This window comes from Desulfoluna sp., assembly GCF_030145185.1.
Taxonomy (GTDB): Bacteria; Desulfobacterota; Desulfobacteria; order Desulfobacterales; family Desulfolunaceae; genus Desulfoluna.
In genome coordinates this window covers 13,774-38,008 of record NZ_JAQYWB010000035.1, presented here as the reverse complement: position 1 = coordinate 38,008, position 24,235 = coordinate 13,774, and the positions used below count along the sequence as shown (strand labels likewise).

Below are 24,235 nucleotides of genomic sequence, written 5' to 3'. Positions count from 1 at the left end.
ATTTGTCATTGTGTGCTTAACTTGGAGGACGGGCATAGAAAAAACTGATTTCTTCAGGGATGCAAAGGTTGGGTGGTGAGGGAGCCATGAAACATCTGCTCGGTCTATGCCTTGGTGCTTAAATGGTAACAAAGGACTGTTTTTTTGTTGATTGAATGATTTTGTAACGATTTTGATCCAAAAAAAACCGCGGTGGCAGGGTATACCTTCGGATCTGCTTTTTATTTCACAAGAGCTGATAGTTATATCCTTGGTTTACATCGGTTCTCTGTTCTTGGTTTTATATAGAATTTTATAAAATTTACGAACAACTATCCCAGTTCATATTTCAAGTCAACTGGAAATATGTAGTGGCCTAACTTTTTTGATTCCTATGTTATTTCAAGGGTAACATTGCCAGCTATTTTCTACAAAGGGGCGAACTCTGGTGCAGCACTCGTCTCTGGCTGTCCCAAGGTTTGTTTTTTCCCTGACAGTGCTTTTTTACTTTGACATCCCATTTGGCTTAATATACTCATTTATCTTTATTGAAGAGATAGCCCGGATATTTCACGAGTTGGGTGTGCTCATATGCAAGGCATCAGAGCTGAAGATGTAGCGGTTTACCTCAAAGCTCTGATAACGCGGTAGATGAGTGCACCCGGCTCGCCCGAAGGGTGAGAAAATCAAACAGAATACCGTGGATTACATTTTGCATTTTTGAAACGATTGAAAATATTACTGCAAAGTACTGTAATTGCGGATGATTTCTTAGTTCTGATTGTTTTTTTTATGAAATATCCCGGATAGCCTTGTTTGCTGGCTCTTCAGTACATGAAACATTCAGGTGCTGCTTAACTGGCAGCATAACGAGGAATCCTGTGTGAATCAGGAACGGGCCCGCCGCTGTATCCGGGGACGAAAGCCGCTATATGTCACTGTTGCTTTGTAACGGGAAGGCGCGGCAAGTAGGTTGATCCGGGAGTCAGAAGACTTACCTGAATGAGCGTTTGATTTTTCACTCGTGGCGAAAGGGTGAGAAATAATTTTTGTGGAATAAAAACGGTATCCCACACAGGCTTTGATCTGTGTGGGTTTTTTATTTCCTGCTTTTGCAGTCAGGATAAAAAACCCCCACGCAATAGACACCCAAGGGTGCGCTGATTTCTCAGGGTCAGGATCGAAGCTGCCAAGGTTGGGAATCGGTTCATAAGGACTGGTTTTCCTGGATTTGTATGGGGGCCGTCTTGATGCGTTATCAATGCTTTCCCCATATAATTTTCTGTAAATCAAGAAGGGATATGAGGAAAGACGTATGTTGAAACGTTATGTGAAAGGTTTGTCCTGCTTCGGCTTTGTTGCCGCTGTTTTATGTTTTGCAGGGCCTGTGTCTGCGGGGCCAGCACTGGACACCTCTTTGGATGAGGTGATTGTTACCGCGGAACGATTCCCCACGGGAGAAAAAGAGAGCTCACGGTTTGTCACCCTGTACTCTTCAGAGGAACTGATAGAGACAGGGGCGGATAACCTGGCCCAGGCCTTGAGACGAAAAGGGGGGTTCTCGTACAAATCCTTCGGGCCTATGGGGGTCTCCTTCGGTGGCATGAACAGTGAGATTACGGCCCGGGGGATTTCCAAGGGCACCCTGATTCTGGTCAACGGCTGTCCGGTTCAGGGTGCCGCCGGCCAGGGGTACGACCTGGACATGATTCCCCTGGAGCAGATCGAGCGGGTGGAGGTGCTGAAAGGGGCTGCCTCTACCGTGTATGGGGCCGATGCCATGGCCTGCGTGGTGAACATCATCACGAGGAAGAACGTCAAGACCACACAGGCATCCGTGTCTGTGGAAGCTGGATCCCACGGACATCGCACGGCGAGCGCCGCGGTGAGCAGCTCCCGGGTGAACGTTGGGGTTTCCTACGCCCATTTGGACGCCGTGGATAAAATCTCACAGGCGATCTATCCCAACTCAACAAAAAATAAAGGTTACTCCTACGCACGGGATGCGGTGGACAGCGGTGGCCTGAACCTGAACGCGACTCTGACCGACGGCTTCTACTTCGATTATATGGGGAGCATCAGCACCACCGGGTATACCAAAAACAAGGATGCGGGGGGGGTGGACAAGGAGACGGACCAGGAGCACGTTAAGCATTTTGCCGACCTCCGGTTTGAAAAGGAGCACCTCAAGCTCAAGGCCTTCGGCTACCTGGACCAGCTGGATCGGGAGGAGCGTAAAAGCGATAGCCTTTCCGAGGAGTGCAACAAGAATTACAACTACGGGGTGCAGGGCGATTACCGGGTCAGTATGGGGTCTGTGGAGCTGACCTCGGGGGCGGACTATGTCTACCGGGGTGCCGACTACGACGAAAAGTACGGCAGGCACCACAGGGACGATGTGTCTGTTTTTGTGCAAGCCAAAAAGGATTTCTTCGATTCCCTCACCGTGGTATTGGGGGTCCGGGAGCAGTTGATTTACGGGGATTGCGACAACAAGGACTACGATATCTTTCTTCCCTCTGCAGGCCTCACCTACCGCGTTTCCTCCGGTTTGAACGTGTTTGCCAACGCCGGAAAAGCCTTTAAGGCCCCCACCTTCAATGATCAGTATTACAAAGGCGATGCCCTCACGGGCAACCCGGACCTCGATCCCGAGAGTGGCTGGACCTATGAAGGCGGCGTGAAGTACGACAACGACTATATGAAGGTGCGCCTGGTCGGGTTTTACATGACCTACGAGGATAAGATAGAGACCATGACCGTCGGTAAGGACACCACAAAGTTTAACGCTGGCGACTACGAGTCCACGGGGGTGGAGTGGGAGACCTCGTTTTATCCCTTTGTGAACCATTCTTCGTTTCTGGATGCCGTCTCATTGGACGTGGCTGGTTACCTGGCCGATACAACGGCTGAAGACACCGACGGCGAAGAGTACCAGGCCGCGCCCGAGTTCCAGACCTCTGTGGGAGCGTCCTATATCACCGAGCCTTTGGTGCTGAACCTGAATGTCGATATCTTACGGGAGCGGGAGAGAAACCTGCCCAGCTACAACCCGGTGCATTTTGCAGGAAAGCTGGCATGCTGGAAGGGGTACCTTACCTTCGGTGTGGACAACCTGTTCGACGAAACCGTGGTGACCTGGGGTGACAACACCGTCGGCAAGACAAAGCAATACGAATATTACGACCTGGGTCGTACCTACAAAGTAGGGTATGAAATGAGGTTCTAAACCTTTTGTAAACCCTTGCTTTAACGGGGTTTGTGTCTTTACTTTTGCGTGAGATCTAAGCTCCGGGCTGGGGAAGCCCGGAGCTTTTTTAATAGGTGACCCGTCGGAGGTGCTGGGTTGGTGAGGTTATTTTGTGCTCGTTGCTTGGGCAGTAACAGGTTCACTGTTTTACATCACAAATCCCGCCCCCCAGTAGAGGAGCATGCCCACCACCAGGGTCCCGCCCAGTGATTTTGTATACCAGGCAAAGGCAAAGGTCGGAAGGGCCACCAGCATCTCGATGGAGCAGGGGGTGAAGACCCTGGGGCTCCCAGAGGTGACAAGGCCTGGGATCAGAAGGGCGCTTAAAATGGCCACCGGGATCAGCTCCAGCCACTCGATAAGCAAAGGGGGGAGTTGCTTCTTGGAGAGAAAGAACAAGGGCACCCAGCGGGGGATAAAAGAGACGAGTCCCATGCCGAGGATGAGGAGAATAAAATTATTGGTTTCCACGGGGTTGCCTCCATTTCTTGATGATCACCCCTGCCGTGGCGGCGAAAAGGGTCGCGATGATGATGTAGGCATTGCCGGGCATGACCAGGGAGAGGCCCACGGCGACGGCACCGGCGATGACTGCGGTGATGGTGAAGATGGGGCCGTTGAGCTGGTAGATGAGCAGGGTGATGAACATGGCCGTGAGGGCGTAGTTCAGGCCAAAGGCATTCTCAGGGATGAAACGTCCGAAAAAGCACCCCACCGTGGTGCTGCCCACCCAGGAGAAGAAGGCGGCGTAACTGGCCACGATGGCCTTGTCGATTTCCCAGGGACCGTTTTTCAGTTGGTTTAAATTCACGGCAAAGGTTTCATCGACGATGCCGTAACTGAGCATCGTGATCTTCTTTCTGCAGGCGCCCTGATAGTGAACGGCCAGGGAGGAGCTCATCAGCAGGTGCCGTAAGTTGACGATAAAAGTGGTCAGGACAATGGCGGGAATTGAGGCGCCAGCCGTGATCATGGAGACCGCGATGAACTGTCCGCTGCCCGCAAAAACGCAGAGGGACATGAAGCCGACTTGAATCGGTGAGAGCCCTGCTTTTTCTCCCAGCACTCCCATGGCAAGACCTAAAGGGATATACCCGACACAGATGGGCCAGATGGCCAGGAGCCCCTGGATGAGGGCGGATTTTATTGATGGGGAGCTGTTAAGCTCTTCTTCCTGCATTGCATAACTCATAAACATACCTGCTTGAAAAAAACGTTGTAACCTGGCCGGTGTGCGGCTCATAGAATATTAAAAATGTTATTAATCGAATGCGGTGCGTTAGTCAATGTTTGCAGGGTTGGCCGTACGAAAATGCGTGATGGGTGATAACAATCCATTGATTGTATACGTTTTTTTATTTTCGGCGTTGAAAGCAAAAATCTTGCCAGGGGTTGGCTTTGATGGATTCCATGGGAAGGGACAAGATCAGGATGTTTCGTCGAGAACATCTCCGTAGAGACTTTCCATGCACTCAGGGCAGAGGCCATGGCTGAATTGGGCCTCGGAGTGGGCGCTGAGATAGGTCTCAACCTGATGCCAGTAACCGTCATCGTCTCGTATTTTTTTGCAGGAGGCACAGATGGGAATAATTCCCTTGAGTTGTTTGATCTCCTGCATGGCCGCTTTGAGTTTAAGATGCTCTTGTTCGAGGCGTTTTTTTTCGTGACGCAGGGCGATCCATTTTCTGTGAAGAAGGATGGCCTGAATGAAAACCAGAACAATACAGACGGTGACAAGTTCATCCACTTCATAGGCTTCATAGGTTTGCGAAAATGAGACAATTTTTTCCAAAAAATCAAATCGACTCGATACCAGGTAGGTGGCCAGTGCGATCAGGGCGAGTAAAAGGTGCTCTCGGGGTTCAGAGGGATGGAAAGATTTCATATCAACTCTCCAGTTTCCAATAGTTTGATTCCATGGCGAAAATCATTGTTTTTGGCATGGATAGCTGGACTCTGTTTAGGGGGGGGAATGGCGAGTGACAACGGGAAATTGTTCGGGTTGCGCTTATGTTGAATATGAAGGATGTAAACATCTCTTTTTCCTTTATTTAGCATACGACATAATTTATAGCAGAGACAGGGCGCTTCTGCCATAGGAATTAATTTTAGAAAATTGGTCAGAGCACCAACCCGAAGGATGAGAAAAGCGAACAGAAAACGGCAACGTGTATTTTTTCATTTTCGTAATAGTTGCATTTTTTTTGATAAATTCATGAAATAAACAGGTTAAGGACATAGGAGGGCTGTTACCTGAGCTCTTTTGATGTTTCGGGGGCCAATTGAAAAGCCCTCCTGTGGGTATCTGCAGGCGCGGGATGGTCTGCGAATCATCAGATTCGTTCAGTCGGCCGTATCAACAGCATACGCCACATGCGCCCGACGCAGGTTTATTCTGATCATTTATGCGCGCATGCTTATCCCCCAAAGCCTTTCTCGTCGATGGTGACAGCCGCATCTCCCAAGGCCATCAGCGCGTCCATTTTACCGAAGGTCACGGGCAGGAGATTTGTGAAGAAGAACTCGGCCCCTTTGAGCTGGCCTTCCAGAAAAGGGAGCTCTTTGGCTTTGGCACCTGCCTCGATTTTTTCCGCAGCGGTAGTGGCCCGCCAGAGGAGCATCCAGGCAATGATTGCATCGCCTGTGATCTCCAGGAAGGGGACGGAGTGGGCAAAGGAGGTTCTGAGCTGGCCGGAGAGCAGGGCCGTGCCAAGGGTCATGGCGCATTCCCCGAGGCGGTTGACCATCAGTGACAGGGTGTCTGTAAAGGGGCGGGTGGCGGGATAAAGGGACGCCTTTTCGATGGTCTGATTGATGCGATTAAGGAGTTCCATGAAGACCCGGCCTTTTTTCATGCCGAGTTTTCTGGCCAGCAGGTCCATGGCCTGGATGCCGTCGGTGCCTTCGTAGATGGAGGCAATTTTGCAGTCCCTTGCGATCTGTTCCACCGGGTAGTCCCGAATGTATCCGGCTCCGCCATAGACCTGGATGGCCTTGATGCAGACCTCATAGCCCCTGATGCTGTTGTAGGTTTTCAGGATGGGCGTGAGCAGACCCACCAGGTCGTCGGTCAGCTCTCGGTCTTCAGCAGAGTCACCGATTCGGTGGAGATCCATGAGAAGGGCGATATAGTAGGCAAAGCTGCGCATGCCGTCCACACAGCATTTCATCTCAAGAAGCATGCGCCGGATATCCGGATGGTCGATGATGGCAACGGATGGGGCGGTGGGGTCCAGTGCATTTTCAATGGCTCTGCCCTGCTTGCGTGAGCGGGCGTAGTCCAAGGCATAGAGGTAGGCTGCGGACGCATGGGAGAAGGCCTGGATTCCCACGCCGAGCCTGGCTTCATTCATCATGGTGAACATGATGCGCATGCCTTTGTTCTCTTCGCCCAGGAGAAGCCCCCGGCAGGAGCCCTTACTTCCTATGGACATGCTGCAGGTGGCGCTGCCGTGGAGCCCCATTTTCTCCTCAATGCCGGTGCAGACGATATCGTTGGCCTCGCCGAGGGATCCGTCCTCGTTGACCCATATTTTGGGGACCAGGAAGATGGAGATGCCCTTGGAGCCGGGGGGAGCCCCTTCGATACGGGCCAGGACCGGGTGGATGATGTTTTTTGTGAAGTCGTGGTCTCCGGAGGTGATAAAGATTTTGCTGCCGGAGAGGAGCCAGGTGCCGTCGTGGCTTCGGCGGGCCGAGGTGGTGAGAGCGCCCACGTCAGAGCCCGCCTCAGACTCGGTAAGGAGCATGGTTCCGGCCCAGGCACCGGAGTAGAGCTTTGTCAGGAAGAGCTGTTTCTGACGCTCGGTGCCATAGAGTTCGATCATTTTACCGGTGCCGTGGCCCAGCATGGCGTAACTTGAAAACGCGAAATTGGTCCCGATGAGATATTCGCCTGCCGCATGGCTGATGATGCAAGGCAGGCCTTGGCCTCCGACCTCCGGGGCTTCGGAGAGCGCCAGCCACTCTCCTTCGTGGAATAGCGTGAACGGTCGCCTGAAACAGGCGGGGGGCGTGACCCGGCCCTGATCAAATCGAACTCCCTCTCGATCTCCAAGGGCGTACGTGGGCAGAATCTCCTTGAGGGCGAATTTTCTCGCTTCGTTGATCACCATCTCAAAGGTTTTTCGATTGAAGTCGGTGTACATCGCATGCTGAGTCAACGACTCCGCATCGAATTGGTCGAACAACACAAAATCGATATCCCGTCTGTCTGCCACTTGTTGAGTTGCCATGCTTACCTCCAAAAAAGTGAACGATAAAGGGTGTCTTGGATGGTCGAGATGGGCGGAATCATGTGTGCACGGATAAAAGACGCTGATTTTCAGGTCATCATGCTGGGAAGAGGAGGGGATGCTGGCTTCAGGAGCTGAATGCTTTAAACTAGAGGTTTTTATTTTTTGATGTCAAGTAAGAAATCTCTATGGCAGGCATGTAAGGCGTTGGATGCGGCGGGCCGTTCATTCTTCGGGTCTCAATGTTAGGGTATTTATGAAGACGGACGACATCAGGCACCCACAGATGGCTTTTTCATCGTAACCATAATATATTTTTGAGACCTGTGTGTTAAACTTTTCAAAAGTTAAGCCCCCGGCAGGGCCGCCGGGGGCTTAAGCTGAATAGTTACTTTATTTTTTGCCAGCCCTTAGTTGATCTGGGGTGCGACACTCGCCAGATCAAAGAAATAGGAGCCGAAAAGGGCCATAACCCCCATCATAATTAGGAACAGGGCCAGGACCTTGGGGATGGGATTGACGCCGCCTGTGTTCTCCATGGCCTGGGTGGGGTCGATGTGGTCACTGGCTGAGATGATGGTGGCTACTTTCTTTTTGACGTGGAGAAAGTAGATGAAATTGGCAAAGGCTCCGAAGAAGAAGGAGACGGCCAGGCTGCCCCCGGGAATCACGATGCCGGCGGCAGAGATACCGAAGAAGAGGAAAGCCAGTCCGTACATTTTGCGGTAGATGAGCCAGACGATTCCGAAAAGAAAGGCCCCCCAATTCCAGGACGGGATGAAGGCTGTTCGCCCGTTTCGGGCAAAAAGTTTGAATTTGGACGCGTACCACTCCCCACGGGGGCCCACATAGGCTTGCCAGATGGGCAGCAGGGGGGATTCGTTGTCTTGTGATGCCGGTTTGTCGGCTTCCCATGGGGTGTCTTCCGCCTGATTTTCGGCGGTGGCATCCGACCTCTCACGGGAGGCGCTCTGGGTGTCAGGCTCTTCCTCGTAATGGACTTCAATTCGGCAGAGGGCACCGGTGTCGGCGAATCGTTTTGCAAAATCATCGGTCTTTGATCGGTCTTCGCTGCGGAAGATGATGGTGCGATGCCCGGAGAAGAGACGGTCTATGCCCGCTTTGTCCATGTTGAAATGGACCTTGAGCCGGTCTTTGACCTCTCGTTTGCTCTCACGTTCCCTGACTTTCCCTTCAAACAGGACCACATAGAGCTCTTTCAACGTCTGTCCTCCCATCGTGTTGTCACCTTTATATCTTGACGGCTTGAACTTTATTTATCGGGTATCCGGGAGCGCTGTTATTATACACACACAGGGGTGTGGATGCCTCTCCCACGAGTCGAACCACTCTATTTTACGAATTGATTTGTTGTATGCCAACGTCTCTTTTGCGTCAACCCCGCATTTTGCGTCGGCGTATGCCCGTGGACTGATCCTTAGCAAAGGGTGTGCCGGTTCTCTTTTGGGGCTCTCTTTCTCTGCGGTGCGGGTTGACACACGGTGCGGATAAAAAAAGGCCCGAAAGGAAACGTCTCCTTACGGGCCTTTTTTTAATCGATTCTCCTGCCACAGGTGGCAGAGAAGCCGGAAACTACTTGAGCAGTTCTACGGCTTCCTGTGCGATCTGGAGCTCTTCGTTGGTGGGGATAACCCAAACCTGAACCTTGGAATCGTCGGTGTGAATCTTGGTGGGCTCGCCCTTGCGACCCTTGTTCTTCTCGACGTCCATGCTGATGCCGAGGCCGGAGAGGTTTTCGCAAATGAGAGCACGTGTGATGTCGTCATTCTCCCCGATGCCAGCGGTGAAGACGATGGCGTCGATGGTGCCGAGGACGGCAGCGTAAGCGCCGATGTACTTCTTGACGCGATAAGCGAACATGTCGAGAGCCAGCTTGGCCATCTCGTCACCGTTTTCAACGGCTGAGTGAATATCACGCATGTCGTTTAAGCCGCAAACGCCTTTCAGTCCACTCTGCTTGTTCAGCAGGGAGTCGACCTCGGAAGCGCTCATGCCTTTGTTTTCTGCGATGTAAGCGACGATGGCGGGGTCGATGTCACCGCTGCGGGTACCCATCATGACACCGGCAAGGGGGGTCATGCCCATGGAGGTATCCTGGCACTTGCCTTTTTCAACCGCGGCCATGGAGCAGCCGTTACCGAGATGCACGGTAATGACGTTGATCTCTTCGGGCTTTTTGCCCATGAGGCTTGCCACTTTGCGGGAGACATACTTGTGGGAGGTGCCGTGGAAACCGTAACGACGGATGCGCAGCTCTTTGTAGTAGTCGTAGGGGAGGGCGTAGAGGAAGGCTTCCTTGGGCATGGATGCGTGGAATTCAGTGTCGAATACGGCCACGTTGGGGGTGCCGGGGAAGAGCTCTTCGGCCACTTCGATCCCCATGAGGTTGGCGGGGTTGTGCAGGGGCGCCAGGGGATTGTTGTCGGCAATGGCGACCTTGACGGAACCGTCAACCACGCAGGCGCTGGTGAAGGCTTCGCCGCCCTGTACCACGCGGTGGCCGATGGCGTCGATCTCTTTGGGGTCGGAGATGACACCGGCTTCAGTCCCGGTGATGAGATCCAGTACCATGTGCATGGCGACCTTGTGGTCCTTGATCTCTTCTTCTTTAACGACTTTTTTCTGTGCGTCGGTGTCGGGGAATGCTTTGTGAGTGAGGTTACCCACGGTTTCGCCGATACGTTCTACAATGCCGTTGGCCATAACGGCTTCATTATCCATGTCAAGCAGCTGATATTTGAGGGATGAGCTACCAGCGTTAATTACCAATACTTTCATGATAGAATTACCTTGTTACGTAAAAACGTTGATCGGAATGACCACCTGAAACATCAAAGGTGTCTGGTTTCAGAGCTCATTCCTCATACAAACGGTCGCGTACGATGCCTAGGGCATCCCAGGGGGGGATGATCCCCTGGGATGCTCACTTGGCAACTCGTGCACCGACCCTGGAATTTAAACCAGACCTTTGGCCGCCTGCGCCTGAACGGCGGTGATGGCCACGGTGTTGACGATGTCGGGAACAGTGCAGCCTCGGGAGAGGTCGTTGACCGGTTTGTTGAGGCCCTGGAGGACGGGGCCGATGGCAACCACCTGGTCGGAGGAGCGCTGTACTGCTTTGTAGGTGTTGTTCCCGGTGTTCAAATCAGGGAAGATGAAGACCGTGGCCTGGCCGGCGACTTTGCTGTCGGGCAGTTTGGTCTTGGCCACCGAGGGGTCGATGGCGGCATCGTACTGAATGGGACCTTCAAGAAGCAGATCGGGGCAACGCTCTTTTGCAATGCGGGTCGCTTCAATCACCTTCTCCACTTCGGCGCCTTTGCCGGAAGAACCGGTGGAGTAGGAGAGCATGGCTACTCGGGGTTCTACGCCAAAAATTTCGGCGGTCTGGGCAGAGCCGATGGCGACTTCAGCGAGCTGTTCTGCATTGGGCGTGGGGTTGACCGCACAGTCACCAAAGGCAAGGACACGATCCTTCAGGCACATCAGGAAGATTGATGAGACGATGGAGGCATCGGGCTTGGTTTTGATGATCTGGAAGGCGGGCTTGATGGTGTGAGCCGTCGTGTTGACGGATCCAGAGACCATGCCGTCGGCGTTTCCTTTGTGCACCATCATGGTGGCGAAGTAGGTCACATCGCTCATGAGGTCCCGGGCAACGTCCATGTTCATGCCCTTTTTGGTCTTACGCATCTCATAGAACTCCTGGACGTATTCTTCGTACAGGGGGCTCTTGGTGGGTTCCACAATGTGGGCACCGGAGAGGTCAAGGCCAAGCTTGAAGATCTTGGCCTGAATCTCGGCCTCTTTGCCCAGCAGAGTTACTTCGCAGACGTCGCGTCGAAGGAGGATGTCGCATGCGTTGAGGATGCGCTCTCCGGTGCCTTCGGGAAGAACGATGTGCTGTTTGTTCTTCTTGGCTTTCTGGATGAGGTTGTACTCAAACATTTGCGGCGTCACGTTAACGGACTTGCGCTCGACGAGTTTCCGGCGCATCTCCTGGGTGTCGACATGGGCTTCAAAAAGACCCAGGGCCGAAGCGATCTTCTTGGGGTTGTCGGGCTCAAGACGTGCGTGCACGTGGTTGAGATTGCGCATGGTGGGGTAGGTGGGGTCCTTGACAAGAAGGATGGGGACGGGGATCCCTTCCCATCCCTCTACCAGTCTCTGGATGCTGTCGGAGGGGGCGATGCCACCTGTGAGCAGAATACCGGAGATGTTGGGGTAGGAGCTGGAGAGACGGGAGGCCATGGCGCTCAGGATAATATCCGTTCGGTCCCCTGCGGTGACCACGAGGCTGTCTTCCTTGATGTAGTTGAGGAAGTTGTTGATCTGCATGGCGGCGATCACATAGCCATCGATCATTTTGTCCATGGTCTTCTTGCCGTAAATCACCTCGGCACCCAGCCATTTCTGGAGGTCTGCCACCGTGGGCTTCATGAGGTTGCTGTCTTCCGGGATGACATGGAAGGAGCAGTTGTCGACCTTGATGTCTTTTTCAAGCGCCTCAAGGATCGCCTCGGTCTGTGATGCCTCGGCACGGTTGACCATGATACCAAGGATGTCGACACCCTTGTTCTCGAGATCTTCCATGGCCAGGTGGTTCAGGCTCACAATTTCGTCAATGGTCGCGTTGTGGGCGTTGGTGACCACCAGGGCGGGACAGCCCATGTTGGCGGCAACCACGGCGTTGATGTCGAAGGTAAACGCTTCGTTGCCCAACACGAAATCAATGCCTTCGCAGAGAACGAAATCGTACTTCTCTTCAAGCTGTTTGTACTTGCTGAGAATGATTTCAATCATCTGATTCTGCTTGCCCGCATTGACAAGTTTTTTGGCTTCGTCGAGGGTCATCGCGTAGGTGTCTTCATATCTCATGCCGAGATAGAAGTGTGAGAGGACCAGGTCTGTATCCGGGTCCCGCTCTTCAGCCGACGGGTTGATGATGGGTCTGAAAAAGCCAACGTTTTGCAGATCCCTCATGAGAAGCTGCATGATACCAAGAACGATGGTTGATTTACCGCTCCTGGCGTTGGTTGTGCTGATGTAGAGACTTTTTGCCATACGCCTATTCCTTGATTACTGGTAACACAACTCAATAAAAAAAAGGCACAACGTGCCGTATCAATCGTATTTTGCGTTGGAACGGAACTTTATCGCGTTTGTTTGACGCGACATCAAGCGCCATCATGGAAAAAATATTTCATACTTCATGTGATTGAAACAATCAACATCTTTCCAAAAAGATTCCGGTAACTCGCTAAAAAAGCAGAGAATAGTGCAAAAATACGGACGCGCGTCCACCTTTTTAGGAACGCCTTGTCACGGCCGTTGTCTGCCCTGACGGTTTGGTTGTTTTGGGCGTCACGGAATTGATATCCGACGTTTCGGATGCATGGGAGGGTTGCGTACAAGAAGGCGAAGCGAAATACAAACGATTCTCCTCATTTGAGGCAAAACCCACGCAGGGGGGCTGCGACCTGTGGCCGGTCAACCTGTGGCGCGCTGTTTGTCCACTCTACCGTGGGGGCCCAACGGATAGCTCGGCCCCCACGGTACAGTCGTTGGTATCTCCATGAGATCAGATTCATTCCTCGGTCCAAGATATCGAACGTTTGGTAAAATCTGAAAATCAGGACAAAACAACAGGAAGCAATTTACCATAAAAAAGGGGGATGACCAACTGAAATCGAAGAACCGGCCGGGTTATGCCCATTGGGGGAACGTCATGGGTGGCATTGGGGTTTGCTTCCTGGGGGTGATTGGCTTACGGTGAGCAGGACGGGCGATTATGGCGGGTGGGTGGAAATGCCATGCTGGCCCGTTATTCTGAATATGGGTTGCTTATTCCACACGTTTTTTTACGGCTGGATCAGCCGGTGTCAGGCATCTGATATCAGCGGGCGTGCGGGGGTTGGTTTGTCAGCACAGTGATTCATGATGAGGGTACGGAACGGACGGATCAGGCCCATGGCCTTGCCGGGGATCCGGTGGTCAGGGAAGGTCTGTGACGAGATGAAAGGAGATGGATAAATGAGAGCGATGGTGGTCACGACCGGAGAGGAGATCTTAAAAGGCGAGGTGGTGGACAGCCATGCGGCCTGGATTTCGGAAAAGCTCAGTGAAGTGGGGGTGGAGGTGGTGCGCCATCTTTCGGTGGGAGATGATTTGTCCTCTTTGAAGGAGGTTCTCCTGCGGGTGGCCGGGCGATGCGAGATCGCTGTAGTGACCGGAGGCTTGGGCCCTACGGAAGATGATTTGACGACCCGGGCCGCCGCAGAATCGGCCGGGGTCCCCCTGGTGGAGGATCCGCTGGCGGCTGCCTCTGTGGCCGCGTATTTTGAAGGGCGTCGGGCGCCTGTTCCTGCCTCCAATCTTAAGCAGGCCCGTCTGCCCAGGGGGGCTGAGTGCATTCCCAATCCTGTGGGGACGGCACCGGGCTATTGTCTGGAGCTTTCTGGAACCCGTTTCTGGTTTTTGCCCGGAGTGACTCGCGAGATGCGTTACCTGATGGATAAAGCCGTGATGCCAGCCATCGAAGCCCTGCAGCCAGGGGGGAGTCGTTTGGTGAAAACCGCCATCACCACCTTTGGCCTTCCTGAATCGGTGGTCGGAGAGCGGATTGCAGGGCTTGATACACTCTTTCATGGAATCCATGTAGGCTACCGTGCCGCCTTTCCAGTGATTGAGGTCAAGCTCTGGGCCTTTGCCCGGGCGGAGGCGGCATTGGCGAAGCGACAGGCCGCGGCGGTCACAGAAGCTGTGACGCGGCTGGGCGACTGTGTGATTTCAGTCCAGGGGCTCTCCATGGCCGAGGCGGTAGCTGAGTCCTTGAGTGCGGCACATAAAACGGTGGCTGTGGCGGAAAGCTGCACCGGAGGGCTGATCGGTTCTCTGCTCACCGATGTGCCAGGCAGTTCCGACTGGTTTCTCCTCTCGGCTGTGACCTATGCCAACAGCGCCAAGATGAAGGTGCTCGGTGTGTCCGGGCAAACCCTTGATTCCTGCGGCGCCGTGAGCGAGGAAACCGTCCGAGAGATGGCCGAAGGGGTCCGGCGTCTCTCCGGCGCCGATATCGGCATTGCCACAAGTGGCATCGCAGGACCCACTGGCGGGACCGAGGATAAACCGGTGGGTACCGTCTGGATTGGGGTTGCCACGGAAGCCGGTACCGAAACCCACCGGTTTGTTTCTCCCTTTAAAGAGCGCCACCAGAACAAACGGATTTTTGCGTTTAAGGCGCTGGATTTGCTGAGGCGGGCGATGTAGACGGCGCAGGGTAGGGGACGAACACAAAATAACGCGAACAAGAAAACCTGTTTACCCAACGTTTCATGTGTTTGTCCCCAGGCCGAGTCGCCGGAGGCTTGATTTTTCCCGTTTTCAAATGGGATGCGCTGTGATACAAACGCTTGTTGTTGTAAACGGAATCATCAATCTGCCATGGCAGGTCCATGGCGATTTTTTATGAAATATCCGGGCTAAGGCCCATGCGGACGAGAGGCATCCCGCACAAAAAATTCTCCCTCACTGACCGCGCAGCCGGTTGTGGCCCCTTAAGCGTACACCTTCCTTGATTTATTAATGATGGTTTGCCGGGCTCCTCTCTGCTGTGCCGCAGTAAGTTAAGGTGGTCTATGCTTTCCATTACCAAAGAGTTTCGATTTGACGCTGCCCACAGGCTTTGCCGTCATGACTTTTCCGAAGAAGAGAACAAAGCCCTTTACGGCAAATGTTCTGCCTTTCACGGGCACACCTACACCCTTCAGGTGACGGTCTCCGGCCCCTTGGATGCATCGGGCATGATTGTTAACTTCACCGAGTTGAAACGCCTGGTGAAAGAGCGCATCGTGGATCGATACGATCACGCCAACCTGAATGAGCTTGCCGAGTATCTGAATATTCCGGTCACGGCCGAGAACATGGTGCTCTATATTTTCAAGATCCTCTCCTCTGCGTCTGAATTTGACGGCCTGACCTTGAAAGAGGTGCGCCTCTACGAAACCCCGGATTCCTGGGCAACCGTGACAGCTTGAGGCCTCTTCCTATGTTGAATCTCCATGAAATGTTTGCTTCCCTTCAGGGAGAAGGCCCCCATACCGGCCGGCCCGCTTTTTTTATCCGGTTTTCAGGCTGTGTGGCCCCCTTGTGCCCCTGGTGCGATACCAAGGGAGCCTGGGACGGTGGCACCGACGTGTCCGTTGAGCATCTTTTGGGCGCGGTGAAAGACAGTGGTCACCGTTTTGTGGTGATCACCGGCGGAGAGCCCCTGCTTCAGTGGGCTGCGGGTCTGGAGACGCTGGACCGTGCGCTTTTTGAGCGGGGCGTTGAGGTGCAGTACGAGACCTCGGGCAAAGTGCGCATCCCGGAAGGGATTAAGGGTGAGGTGATCTGTTCGCCGAAATACCTCTCCGGGGCCTGGCAGGTGGACGCGGTGAGCCTCTCCCGTGCCCATCATCTCAAGTTTGTGGCTTGTGAGGAGACAATCTCTTCCATCGATGACTTTGTGGCGACGCATGGCCTTGAAAAGGACCGGGTGTGGCTCATGCCCATGGGGATGACCCGTGAAGAGCAGATTGCCCGGATGCCCTTTGTCTGGGATCACTGCGTCAAGAAAGGCTATCGCATGGCAAGTCGCCTGCATATTCTTGCGTTTGATACGAAAAAAGGAATTTAATTCAATGTTTGAAACCCTGGTGGTTCTCTCCGGCGGCATGGACTCTGCCGTGCTTCTGGCAGATTGCGTTGATAAAGGACAAAGATGTGTGGCCATTAGCTTTGATTATGGATCCAAGCACAACGCCTGTGAGCTTCCTCTGGCAAAAGCCATGTGCGAGAGCCTGGGCGTGACCCACACCCTGGTGCCGCTTCCTTTTATCAACGATCTCTTCGACTCCAGCCTCCTTCAATCGGGAGAGTCAGTTCCCGACGGTGCCTACGACGCGGCCAACATGAAGAGTACCGTGGTCCCTTTCCGTAATGGAATCATGCTCTCCATCGCCGCCGGATACGCCGAGTCCGTAGGGGCCTCTCGGGTGGTTCTTGCCTCCCATGCCGGGGACCATTTTATCTATCCCGACTGCCGTCCCGATTTCAACGAGGCCCTCTCCACGGCCATTAAAATTGGTACCGATGGCCAGGTGACCCTCGCCTTTCCCTTTGCCCACATCGACAAACGGGCCATCGGCGATCTGGGGCGAACCCTCGGCGTTGATTTTTCCGCCACCTGGACCTGCTACAAAGGCGGCGCCGCCCACTGCGGAACCTGCGGTGCCTGCGACGAACGCAAATACGCCCTGCGTTATGATGAGGGCCTCGATCCGACCACGTATCTGAAATAAGGTTGCAGGAAAAAAATAAAGGCACAAAAAGCATGCCTCCGGCGGCAAGGTGAGCCACCTTGAAAGCTGGTTTTGGTGCAGTATAAACTCTGTACACCGGGGAGAGATGCTGCGTCGTCAAAATTTATACAATTTTCAGCGTTGTGGGTTTCCCGACTGCCAGATGGGCACGCTTCGCCCTTTGATAATAAATGGGTGCCCATCCTACTACGCCGCCGTAATCTCACCGGTGTGGGTGACATTGAAGCCTGACATGGACAGGGAACCCATGGCTGTGAATAAGAGGTAATCACATCCGCATTTAAGATGGAATTTTATCAAGAATAATTTTTAAAACCTGTTTGTTAAACCCGTCTTAATAAAATCAGGCAAAAGTTTAGCCTCCGGCAGGGCCGCCGGAGGCGCAAGCTGAATAGTTGCAATTTTCTCATAATGGATAGAGCGCAGCGACTCCTCGAACGAAGAACCAGGCACCAAGCACGAAGAACATTTTCTACAAACCACCACTGCCTTTGCATGATAGCTGAGAAGGGGTGGTCATCAAAAAAGTTTGCCGTCGGAGACACATGAATATGAGAACAGAGAATCCCTTGGGGAAGAAGACCGGTTACACCTTTACCTACGACCCGTCCCAGCTTTTTCCGGTGGAGAGAGCCTTGGGTAGAGGGTTTCTTGGCTTGGATGAGGGGGAACTTCCCTTTTATGGGGAGGATATCTGGACGGCCTGGGAGCTTTCGTGGCTGGACGGAAAGGGGAAACCGGTGTCCGCGGTGGCCGAGATCCGTTTTTCGGCTGAGAGCCGGTGCATTGTAGAGTCGAAGTCGTTAAAGCTTTACTTGAACTCTTTTAACCTGAGCCGGTTTGAGAGTGCGGAAAAGGTGAAGGAAGCGATGACGGAAGATCTCTCACGGGTAGCGGACGGTGCCGTTGTTGTCTCTTTTCTCGGCTGCGACGATACCGCCGCCTTGGGTGTGTGCCGGGCGAAGGGCCAGTGTATCGATCATCATGAGGCTGAGGCCTATGTTTACTCGGTGGACGCCTCGCTGTTAACCCACGGGGACGGCGAGGTCGTCGATGAAACCCTTTGCTCCCATATTCTGCGGACCAACTGTCCGGTGACTGGTCAGCCCGACTGGGCTTCGGTGGAGATCACCTATTCCGGGAAAAAAATTGATGAGGTGGCTCTTTTTGCCTATCTCGTCTCTTTCCGAACCCACACCGGCTATCACGAGAACTGTGTGGAGACCCTTTATACGGATATTTTGGAGCGCCTGGCACCTCACACACTGACGGTGGTGGGGCGGTTCACCCGGCGGGGCGGGTTGGACATCAATCCCTGCCGAAGCAGCGTGCCGGCATCCTTTTCCAATCGGAGACTTGTACGTCAGTAAAGAGAATAGTTTGTAACATCAGAGGTAACTATTCAGCTTATGCCTCCGGCGGCCCTGTCGGGGTTAAGCTTTTGAAAAGTTTAACAAACAGATCTTAAATACATATTTCAAATCTGCGCGGAGGCTTTTGGGGGAGCTGAATAGTTACCTGTTTTGTAATATTAGAGTTTGAAAAGGCACCCTTCGGAGGATTTCCGGGGTGCCTTTTTTTATGGGGTTCAGCGGGCCGATGCCGCGCCGACGAAGCACCCGCTGGCACCCTCCAGGCTCGACTCTCCAGCGTGCTCCCCCTTTATTTTTATAGCGTCTACCTTCTCCATGGTGAGGGTGGAACCATCTTTGAGGGTGGCCTGGAGCCCGATGTCGTACTTTCCGAGATCGGAGATGGTGACCTCGGCATTTCCGGTTTCACTCTTAACCGTGGCTTTGGTCTCGTAGCCGCTCGACGTGGGCCTGAAAACGGCCCATTCCCACTTGATAATGTCAAGGCTCGGGTCTGAGGCGTCAGCCAGGCAGAGGGTGGCCTTGAGTTTGGCTTCAGTCGGCGTGAAGGTGAAATCCAGATCGTTTTCATCCACCACGTGCACGGTGGTGGAAACGGTTTCCGTGAGCATGCCGGGAAGGGTTGCTGTGTTGGTGTGGTCATTGATATTCCATATTTTATTCCAGACGACCTCCAGAACCCCTGTGAAAATAAGGGTGCCTGAAACGGGGTCGTGGGCCGTGGAGAGCGCCTCAGCGATATTTGTTGTGGTGGTGAGGCCGCTGTCGATGGTTATCGTTACGGTGTCGGTTCCGGGGTCGTACGCAACCTCTGCGGCATTGGTTCCCCCTTCCAGAATCACGGAGGTGTTCTCGGATTCACTGTCCCAGAGGGTCTCCTCCGTGGCCGGCGTCTTCGGGGTGGCGGTGTCGATGAGTTCCTGACCTGTGAGGTGCTGAATGATTGCGCCGACGGTTGTGACACCTTCTTGCATGGGGATATAGAGGGTATTGTCTTTCAATAACGGCTTTGCTTCCGCATCGGAGACGGCTACCAGTTGAATTTTGATGTTGCCTTTTTCACCGTGGACGGCATGGATTTCGATGATGTCTCCAAGAATTCCCGTGGCCGGTTTCGATTGGATCACATCGTCGTCTTTCACCTCAATGGTGGTGCAGCTATCTTTGGTCCGCTGTCCGTAAACCTTGATCATTCCATCAATAAAGGTGACGTTCTCCCGGTAGACGGTCAGGCTGGGTTCATAGGTCCCCCTGTCTTTGAATCGGTGGACGGCGAGGTAGAAGTCATCCCCGGAGGTGGCTTCGTTGATGAAGAGATTTTCGTTGTCGCGCCCCCCTTTGAGTAGAACGCGGTCATACTCTTTGGTCGAGATCACCCAGGGGCTGTCACCGTTGCGGGCCGTGACCTTCGAGACGGCCGTGCTCTTTTCCAGAACCTTTTTGATGGTGTTCTGGGTGGTCTGTCCGGATTGAATAAAGAGCTTGACGACCGTATCGGTGATGTCGACATGGGGCGTGCAGTCTTTGCAGTCAGTGATGCGCAGTTCCCTGTTGCTCTCTTCTCCACCTTCCCCGGTGATCTCAATCGCGGTATTCACCCCGTTTGCCGTAGAGGAGTAGAGGATGCCGAAGGCAGGGACGGGATCGCGGTGGGGTTCATTGTCGAAGCGCCATTCCCGTTTCCAGATATCTCCCAGAGAAAAATCGTAGAGGGTGGCCTGATGGGTCAGGGTGCCCTCGATCAAGGTTCCGATGCCCGTGGGCGGGTTGGCCAGGATGTAGGCGGTTCTGGGGTCCTTTTCGGTCATGCGGTAGAGTTCACCGCCTGAGGTGGCTGCCAGGAAGTCATCGCCAGCCATGGCGAGGCCGTTAATGTGGCTCTGGGTGCCTGTGAGCAGCTCTTTCCAGATGAACTTATCTTTAGCGAGGTCGAGGTAGAAGGCTTTGCCGTAGCTGCCTGCCGCGATGAGGAGATCACCGCGTCCGGCAATGCAATAGAGGGGGGGAACTTCCTGATGATCGATGGCCATGGGCTCCCAGCCGCGGGTGTCGTGGTATCGAAAGATGTAGCCGTAGGTGCCTTCTGCCACCGCGTAGAGCGTGTTGTCCGTATCTTTCCAAACCCCACGGAAATCAACCGCGTAGTTTTGGGGCTCCATGACGCTGAACTCGCGGGACCTGAGATCGAATTCGATCATGCATCCGGAAGAGCAGGCCAGGTAGACGTGGGCGTCTGTGCCCTGAATGCTGTTGATGCTGGGGGCATTGCTGGAGGTTCCGATCAGGGGTTCAAAGGAGGCCCCGTCGTAGGCAAGAAATACCCCTGAGGGCTCGTCACTGTTGCTTGAACGCTGTTTTCCCCCACCAAAATAGACGGTGCCGCCCTCATCTGCCCAGATGCTTACAAAGGAGGAGGCGAAGAAGGGGGATTCCGGATCGTAGGGGGTGCTTAGTTCCTCCCAGGCCGATCCGTTGTAATGAAAGATAACGGCGTAGCGGCTTTGGGTGTCATCGGCATTCACCTGGCCGTCGTCATTGGAGTCGAAGCGGGGTGTGCCGAGTCGATATCCGGAGGCATAGACAGCTCCTGTGGTGGTCTCCTGGATGGCGAAGAGGGCAGCGCCCGCAAGGGTAGGGTCACTGATATCTGTCCAGGCACCGTCCATATGGCGGCGAAAGACGGCGCCGTTAAATCCGACGGTGTATGAGACGGATTCATCTGACCAGCATCCCATGAGGGCGGAGCTGTTTCCGTCCGGGCGTTCATAGTTCCAGACCCCAAGGGCGGAGGAGGCGTGGAGGCAGAGTAATGCGGTGAAGAACAGAGTCAGGCGTTTCTGCACGGACTGTCTCCTTATCCGAAAGGGTTGCTATCGGTGGACCTGAAGAAAATCATCTTATAACATTGTTTATCCCAATAAAAGTAGTTTTGTAATTGGGCGTTAAAAATTTTCTATTACATTTGTTTTTTATTTTCCGTGAGAGACAAGGGTATCGTGGAAGGCTTTGGCCGTAATTCGGGCTACATGATACAGGCTTTCGCGATGTGAGGTGGTGTCACTTGACGGGTAGTTTCGAAAGGTGATGACATTACCGAACAGGGAGGCGAAGAAGGCGTGGGAGTAATAACTGACCGGCGGGGTCTCTCCGGCACGGGTCAGCGCTTTGTCCAGCATGTCGAGGAAGAGAATTTGAATGACGTTGAATTTGCGAAGGGTCTCTGGATTTTTTTCTCCCTTGATCATGAAGTGACTCATCATTTGAAAAATATCTTCGTTGTCGACGAGGAAGTTGACAATGTCGATGGCGATATCTTCGAGGGCACGGCGGTCTTCCCAGAGGCGCGATTTGATCAGGTTGATATCGTTGGTGAGGATTTCTACGAAGAGATCATCCTGGCTGGGGAAATACTGGTAGAGAGATGCCACGGAAATCCCGGCTTCGGTTGCGATGTCCCGCATGCCGATTTCATGGAAGGTTTTTTGATTGAAGAGGGCTTTGGCTGCACGGATGATAAGTTGTCGCCGAACTTCACGCTCATTTTCTTTGAGTTGTTTAAGAACGGATTTTGCCATGCTTCGGTTCTCCTGTTCAGTGGCCGCGGAGGGGTCGTATAAAGACGCCGGGCGGATCTGTATGGGGTGAGCGGGGGGCTTTGTCCGGGTATTACCTGGGCACTGGCCGATCCAGAGGCGGCATGAATCTTATTGAAAAGTCCATGGCGGATATCGACGATCTGTCTCCGGACAGTATTCGCATATATTAACCGATACATACCCAGTAAAAACACAATTGTTTAAAATGAACAATGTATTTTTGGGGTGCGGTTTCTTTTTCCCCCAAAGAATGTGTGAAAAGGAGGTCAATTGCATTCCTTGGGTGGCTGACATATAGTCAGAGACACGAACAAATATTTGAGGGGCATCTGCAAAAAAATGGGGTGGGCTTGGTTGGATGATATCGCCCGTTGACGGCAGACTCAATTGGCGTAAGCTGACGATTTTTTTGGTCTTAACGGATGACCCAACGGGGAGAGACAATGGCAGACGAGACCGTGCTGATAAAAAAATACAGCAACAGGCGCCTCTACAATACCTCTGAGAGTGCCTACATGACATTGGACCAGCTCGCTGAAATTATTCAAAGCGGAAAGAACGTTCAGGTGGTAGAGGCCAGTTCCGGGGATGATGTGACGGCGTACATCCTGACACAAGTCCTTGTTGAGGAGGCTAAAAAGAAGAAATTCTTATTACCCGTTCGTCTCCTTCATCTGATGCTTCGCTACGACGACAACATGATGGGTGATTTTTTTGATATCCATCTTTCGCAGACCATTGACAGTTATGTGAAGCAGCGAAAGTCCTTCGACGACCAGTTTAAGCAGGTGCTTCATTTCAGCACAGAGTTTACCGAGATGGCGAGGCGATCTGTGGATGATCTGGCCAAGGCCGCTCCCTTTCCCTTTTTTCGTCCCGGTGACAAAGAGCCTGGCAAGGATGAGGGGTCGTGATCGGACTGAGCGGCTGTTTTTTTAAAGGAATCGCTCTTTGAGGCTGATAATGATCCCTTTGATCCCCTTCGGGGCGATCCGGGCATTTTTCAGAGGCACGGTCTGGGTTTTGACGTCCGCCAACGTATCCTTCATGGAGGTGGCAAGGTCTGATGCCTTTTCCTGGATAGCTGTTCTCCCTTTTTCGGGGTTCACCCGGAAGGTGACGTAAAGAGCTTCCACCTGGTTCTGGAATCGATGGAGTTGGCTTGTGAGCTTTTGCACACTTTTTTTCCATCGGTTGATCTCAGATGTGACGATTTTTTTTTGCCTCGGATATTTTTTCCCCACCTGGGTAATACGATCGATCTCACCTTCCATTAAAACCAGCTCTGCGTTTGCCTGGATGATTTGGCCATACACATCGGGAATTTCTCTCCATGTAAAGCGGAGTACGGCGTCGTCCAAGTCGACGAAAGAAAGGTCGGCCCTGGGGTAATCCGAGCGGAAGAAGGTGGTATAGGCGAACCAGCCCCCGGCGGTGAGGGCTGCGACAAGAAGCCCCACGGCAAGGAGACGGAGGACCTTCTTTGGGCTTTTTATGGGCGTGACGTCTTCTGGTTTTTTCGTGTCGAGTTTTTTCATCCCGGAGATCTTTCCAACCCTTTTAGCTGCCCCTATCGTCTATATCGCTTTTTGTCAGGCCAGCGCGTTTAATTGCGATGTTTCTCTCTTATCATCTCGGCGGGAAGAAGGCCCGGCTTTAGTCCCGTTTTTTGCCCGTGGTGTTCTTTGCGGCCACAAAGCTTGCTGAAGAATGGCTTCCGACGTATACTGAGAGCATAACCTTCATTTGCCGGATATTTTCTATCATTCTCTCCTGACCGAATTTCAATCTGTCCGTTTGACGTGCCGAGGCACGCGACCGGGAGGTCGGCCGTATATTCAAGCCCTGACAGGGCTTGGTTGTCGCAGGCCGCATGTCGACTGTTTCTCATCTAAATCAGCCCTCTCTTTCTCGTATTCCAGATATTTTTATGATCATGCCGGCAGTGGATCTAAAGTCCGGGCAGTCATCGTAATCCCGCTTCGGACGGGAGGCCGTATGGATATTTTATCTGATAGTGTCGGAAAACTTGTGAAAACTCGTTATTATCGTACGCTGGCGTTGGCAGGAGTCAAACGCCGAGATTTCGAGCACCTCCAGGCTCGTCTTGTGTCGATTTTATATGATGTGGTAGATATCGATCTGTTTCGGGAAGTGGCCGAAGATGTGACGGAGTCCATTGAGGAATTGATGGAAGGGGTGAACGAAACCACCCTTTTGGATCGTTACAGTATTTTGCTTCATCCGTCGGTGTGCTCGATTAATGCCTTTCGACCCGTGTGTCGGGAACTGCTGGAATTGGTGAATCGGGTCCTCTCCATCACGCGTGGGACCAAGGGCCAGGTGCGCATGGCCCGGATGCACACCATGGGGATTCAGGTGATCAAATAGGCAGATCCTCGACACATCCTTTGGGGCG

The 24,235-nt window shown here is 53.2% G+C and carries 18 protein-coding genes and 1 riboswitch; of the genes, 8 read left to right on the top strand and 10 right to left on the bottom strand.

Going from position 1 to position 24,235, the window contains the following annotated elements; translation table 11 throughout:
* The first annotated feature begins 807 nt into the window (after nt 1-807).
* Nucleotides 808-996: riboswitch (cobalamin riboswitch) on the top strand.
* A 298-nt stretch (nt 997-1,294) separates the two neighbouring features.
* On the top strand, nt 1,295-3,208 hold the full coding sequence (locus tag Q1Q75_RS12655) for a TonB-dependent receptor (protein WP_300671108.1): 1,914 nt from the start codon (nt 1,295-1,297) through the stop codon (nt 3,206-3,208).
* 168 nt (nt 3,209-3,376) lie between these two features.
* Here the strand turns inward: Q1Q75_RS12655 and Q1Q75_RS12650 are convergent, their stop codons facing one another.
* The 7 genes from Q1Q75_RS12650 to pta form a co-directional block, all read right to left on the bottom strand.
* Entirely contained in the window at nt 3,377-3,700 is a 324-nt protein-coding gene (locus tag Q1Q75_RS12650; protein ID WP_300671105.1) for an AzlD domain-containing protein, read from the bottom strand.
* Nucleotides 3,687-4,421: an AzlC family ABC transporter permease gene (locus Q1Q75_RS12645; protein ID WP_300671102.1), complete on the bottom strand. Its 735-nt coding sequence runs from the start codon at nt 4,419-4,421 to the stop codon at nt 3,687-3,689. Before Q1Q75_RS12645 ends, Q1Q75_RS12650 begins: the two co-directional genes overlap by 14 nt.
* 234 nt (nt 4,422-4,655) lie before the next feature.
* Nucleotides 4,656-5,114, bottom strand: coding sequence for a hypothetical protein (locus Q1Q75_RS12640; RefSeq protein WP_300671099.1), 459 nt, complete (start codon nt 5,112-5,114; stop codon nt 4,656-4,658).
* A 532-nt stretch (nt 5,115-5,646) separates the two neighbouring features.
* The gene (locus Q1Q75_RS12635; protein WP_300671096.1) at nt 5,647-7,464 is read right to left on the bottom strand and encodes an acyl-CoA dehydrogenase; all 1,818 of its coding nucleotides are present in this window, start codon (nt 7,462-7,464) and stop codon (nt 5,647-5,649) included.
* Nucleotides 7,465-7,874: 410 nt separating this feature from the next.
* Nucleotides 7,875-8,702: a DUF2628 domain-containing protein gene (locus Q1Q75_RS12630; protein ID WP_300671093.1), complete on the bottom strand. Its 828-nt coding sequence runs from the start codon at nt 8,700-8,702 to the stop codon at nt 7,875-7,877.
* Nucleotides 8,703-9,057: 355 nt separating this feature from the next.
* A complete protein-coding gene (locus Q1Q75_RS12625) occupies nt 9,058-10,263 on the bottom strand; it encodes an acetate kinase (RefSeq protein ID WP_300671090.1) in 1,206 nt (401 codons plus the stop codon).
* Nucleotides 10,264-10,440: 177 nt separating this feature from the next.
* Nucleotides 10,441-12,549 (bottom strand): phosphate acetyltransferase, encoded by a 2,109-nt coding sequence (gene pta / locus Q1Q75_RS12620; protein WP_300671088.1) that lies wholly within the window; start codon nt 12,547-12,549, stop codon nt 10,441-10,443.
* Nucleotides 12,550-13,518: 969 nt separating this feature from the next.
* Between pta and Q1Q75_RS12615 the strand changes: the two genes are divergently transcribed.
* The 5 genes from Q1Q75_RS12615 to queF all read left to right on the top strand — a co-directional run bounded on the left by Q1Q75_RS12615 (nt 13,519) and on the right by queF (nt 18,217).
* On the top strand, nt 13,519-14,754 hold the full coding sequence (locus tag Q1Q75_RS12615) for a CinA family nicotinamide mononucleotide deamidase-related protein (protein WP_300671085.1): 1,236 nt from the start codon (nt 13,519-13,521) through the stop codon (nt 14,752-14,754).
* Nucleotides 14,755-15,122: 368 nt separating this feature from the next.
* Nucleotides 15,123-15,521, top strand: a complete 399-nt coding sequence (locus Q1Q75_RS12610; RefSeq protein WP_300671082.1) for a 6-carboxytetrahydropterin synthase — start codon at nt 15,123-15,125, stop codon at nt 15,519-15,521.
* 11 nt (nt 15,522-15,532) lie between these two features.
* A complete protein-coding gene (locus tag Q1Q75_RS12605) occupies nt 15,533-16,162 on the top strand; it encodes a 7-carboxy-7-deazaguanine synthase QueE (protein WP_300671079.1) in 630 nt (209 codons plus the stop codon).
* 4 nt (nt 16,163-16,166) lie between these two features.
* Entirely contained in the window at nt 16,167-16,826 is a 660-nt protein-coding gene (gene queC, locus Q1Q75_RS12600) for a 7-cyano-7-deazaguanine synthase QueC (RefSeq protein WP_300671076.1), read from the top strand.
* 572 nt (nt 16,827-17,398) lie between these two features.
* The gene (gene queF / locus Q1Q75_RS12595) at nt 17,399-18,217 is read left to right on the top strand and encodes an NADPH-dependent 7-cyano-7-deazaguanine reductase QueF (RefSeq protein ID WP_300671073.1); all 819 of its coding nucleotides are present in this window, start codon (nt 17,399-17,401) and stop codon (nt 18,215-18,217) included.
* A 218-nt stretch (nt 18,218-18,435) separates the two neighbouring features.
* On the opposite strand, the gene Q1Q75_RS12590 is transcribed toward queF, so the two are convergent.
* Complete coding sequence (locus Q1Q75_RS12590) at nt 18,436-21,063, bottom strand: hypothetical protein (protein WP_300671071.1); 2,628 nt, start codon at nt 21,061-21,063, stop codon at nt 18,436-18,438.
* 126 nt (nt 21,064-21,189) lie between these two features.
* Nucleotides 21,190-21,795, bottom strand: coding sequence for a TetR/AcrR family transcriptional regulator (locus Q1Q75_RS12585; RefSeq protein ID WP_300671068.1), 606 nt, complete (start codon nt 21,793-21,795; stop codon nt 21,190-21,192).
* Nucleotides 21,796-22,259: 464 nt separating this feature from the next.
* Here Q1Q75_RS12585 and Q1Q75_RS12580 point away from each other — a divergent pair, with 464 nt between their 5' ends.
* Complete coding sequence (locus tag Q1Q75_RS12580) at nt 22,260-22,730, top strand: polyhydroxyalkanoate synthesis regulator DNA-binding domain-containing protein (RefSeq protein ID WP_300671066.1); 471 nt, start codon at nt 22,260-22,262, stop codon at nt 22,728-22,730.
* A 21-nt stretch (nt 22,731-22,751) separates the two neighbouring features.
* On the opposite strand, the gene Q1Q75_RS12575 is transcribed toward Q1Q75_RS12580, so the two are convergent.
* Nucleotides 22,752-23,354, bottom strand: a complete 603-nt coding sequence (locus Q1Q75_RS12575; protein WP_300671063.1) for a hypothetical protein — start codon at nt 23,352-23,354, stop codon at nt 22,752-22,754.
* Between the two features lie 460 nt (nt 23,355-23,814).
* Here Q1Q75_RS12575 and Q1Q75_RS12570 point away from each other — a divergent pair, with 460 nt between their 5' ends.
* Nucleotides 23,815-24,207, top strand: a complete 393-nt coding sequence (locus tag Q1Q75_RS12570) for a hypothetical protein (RefSeq protein ID WP_300671059.1) — start codon at nt 23,815-23,817, stop codon at nt 24,205-24,207.
* The last annotated feature ends 28 nt before the right edge of the window (nt 24,208-24,235 follow it).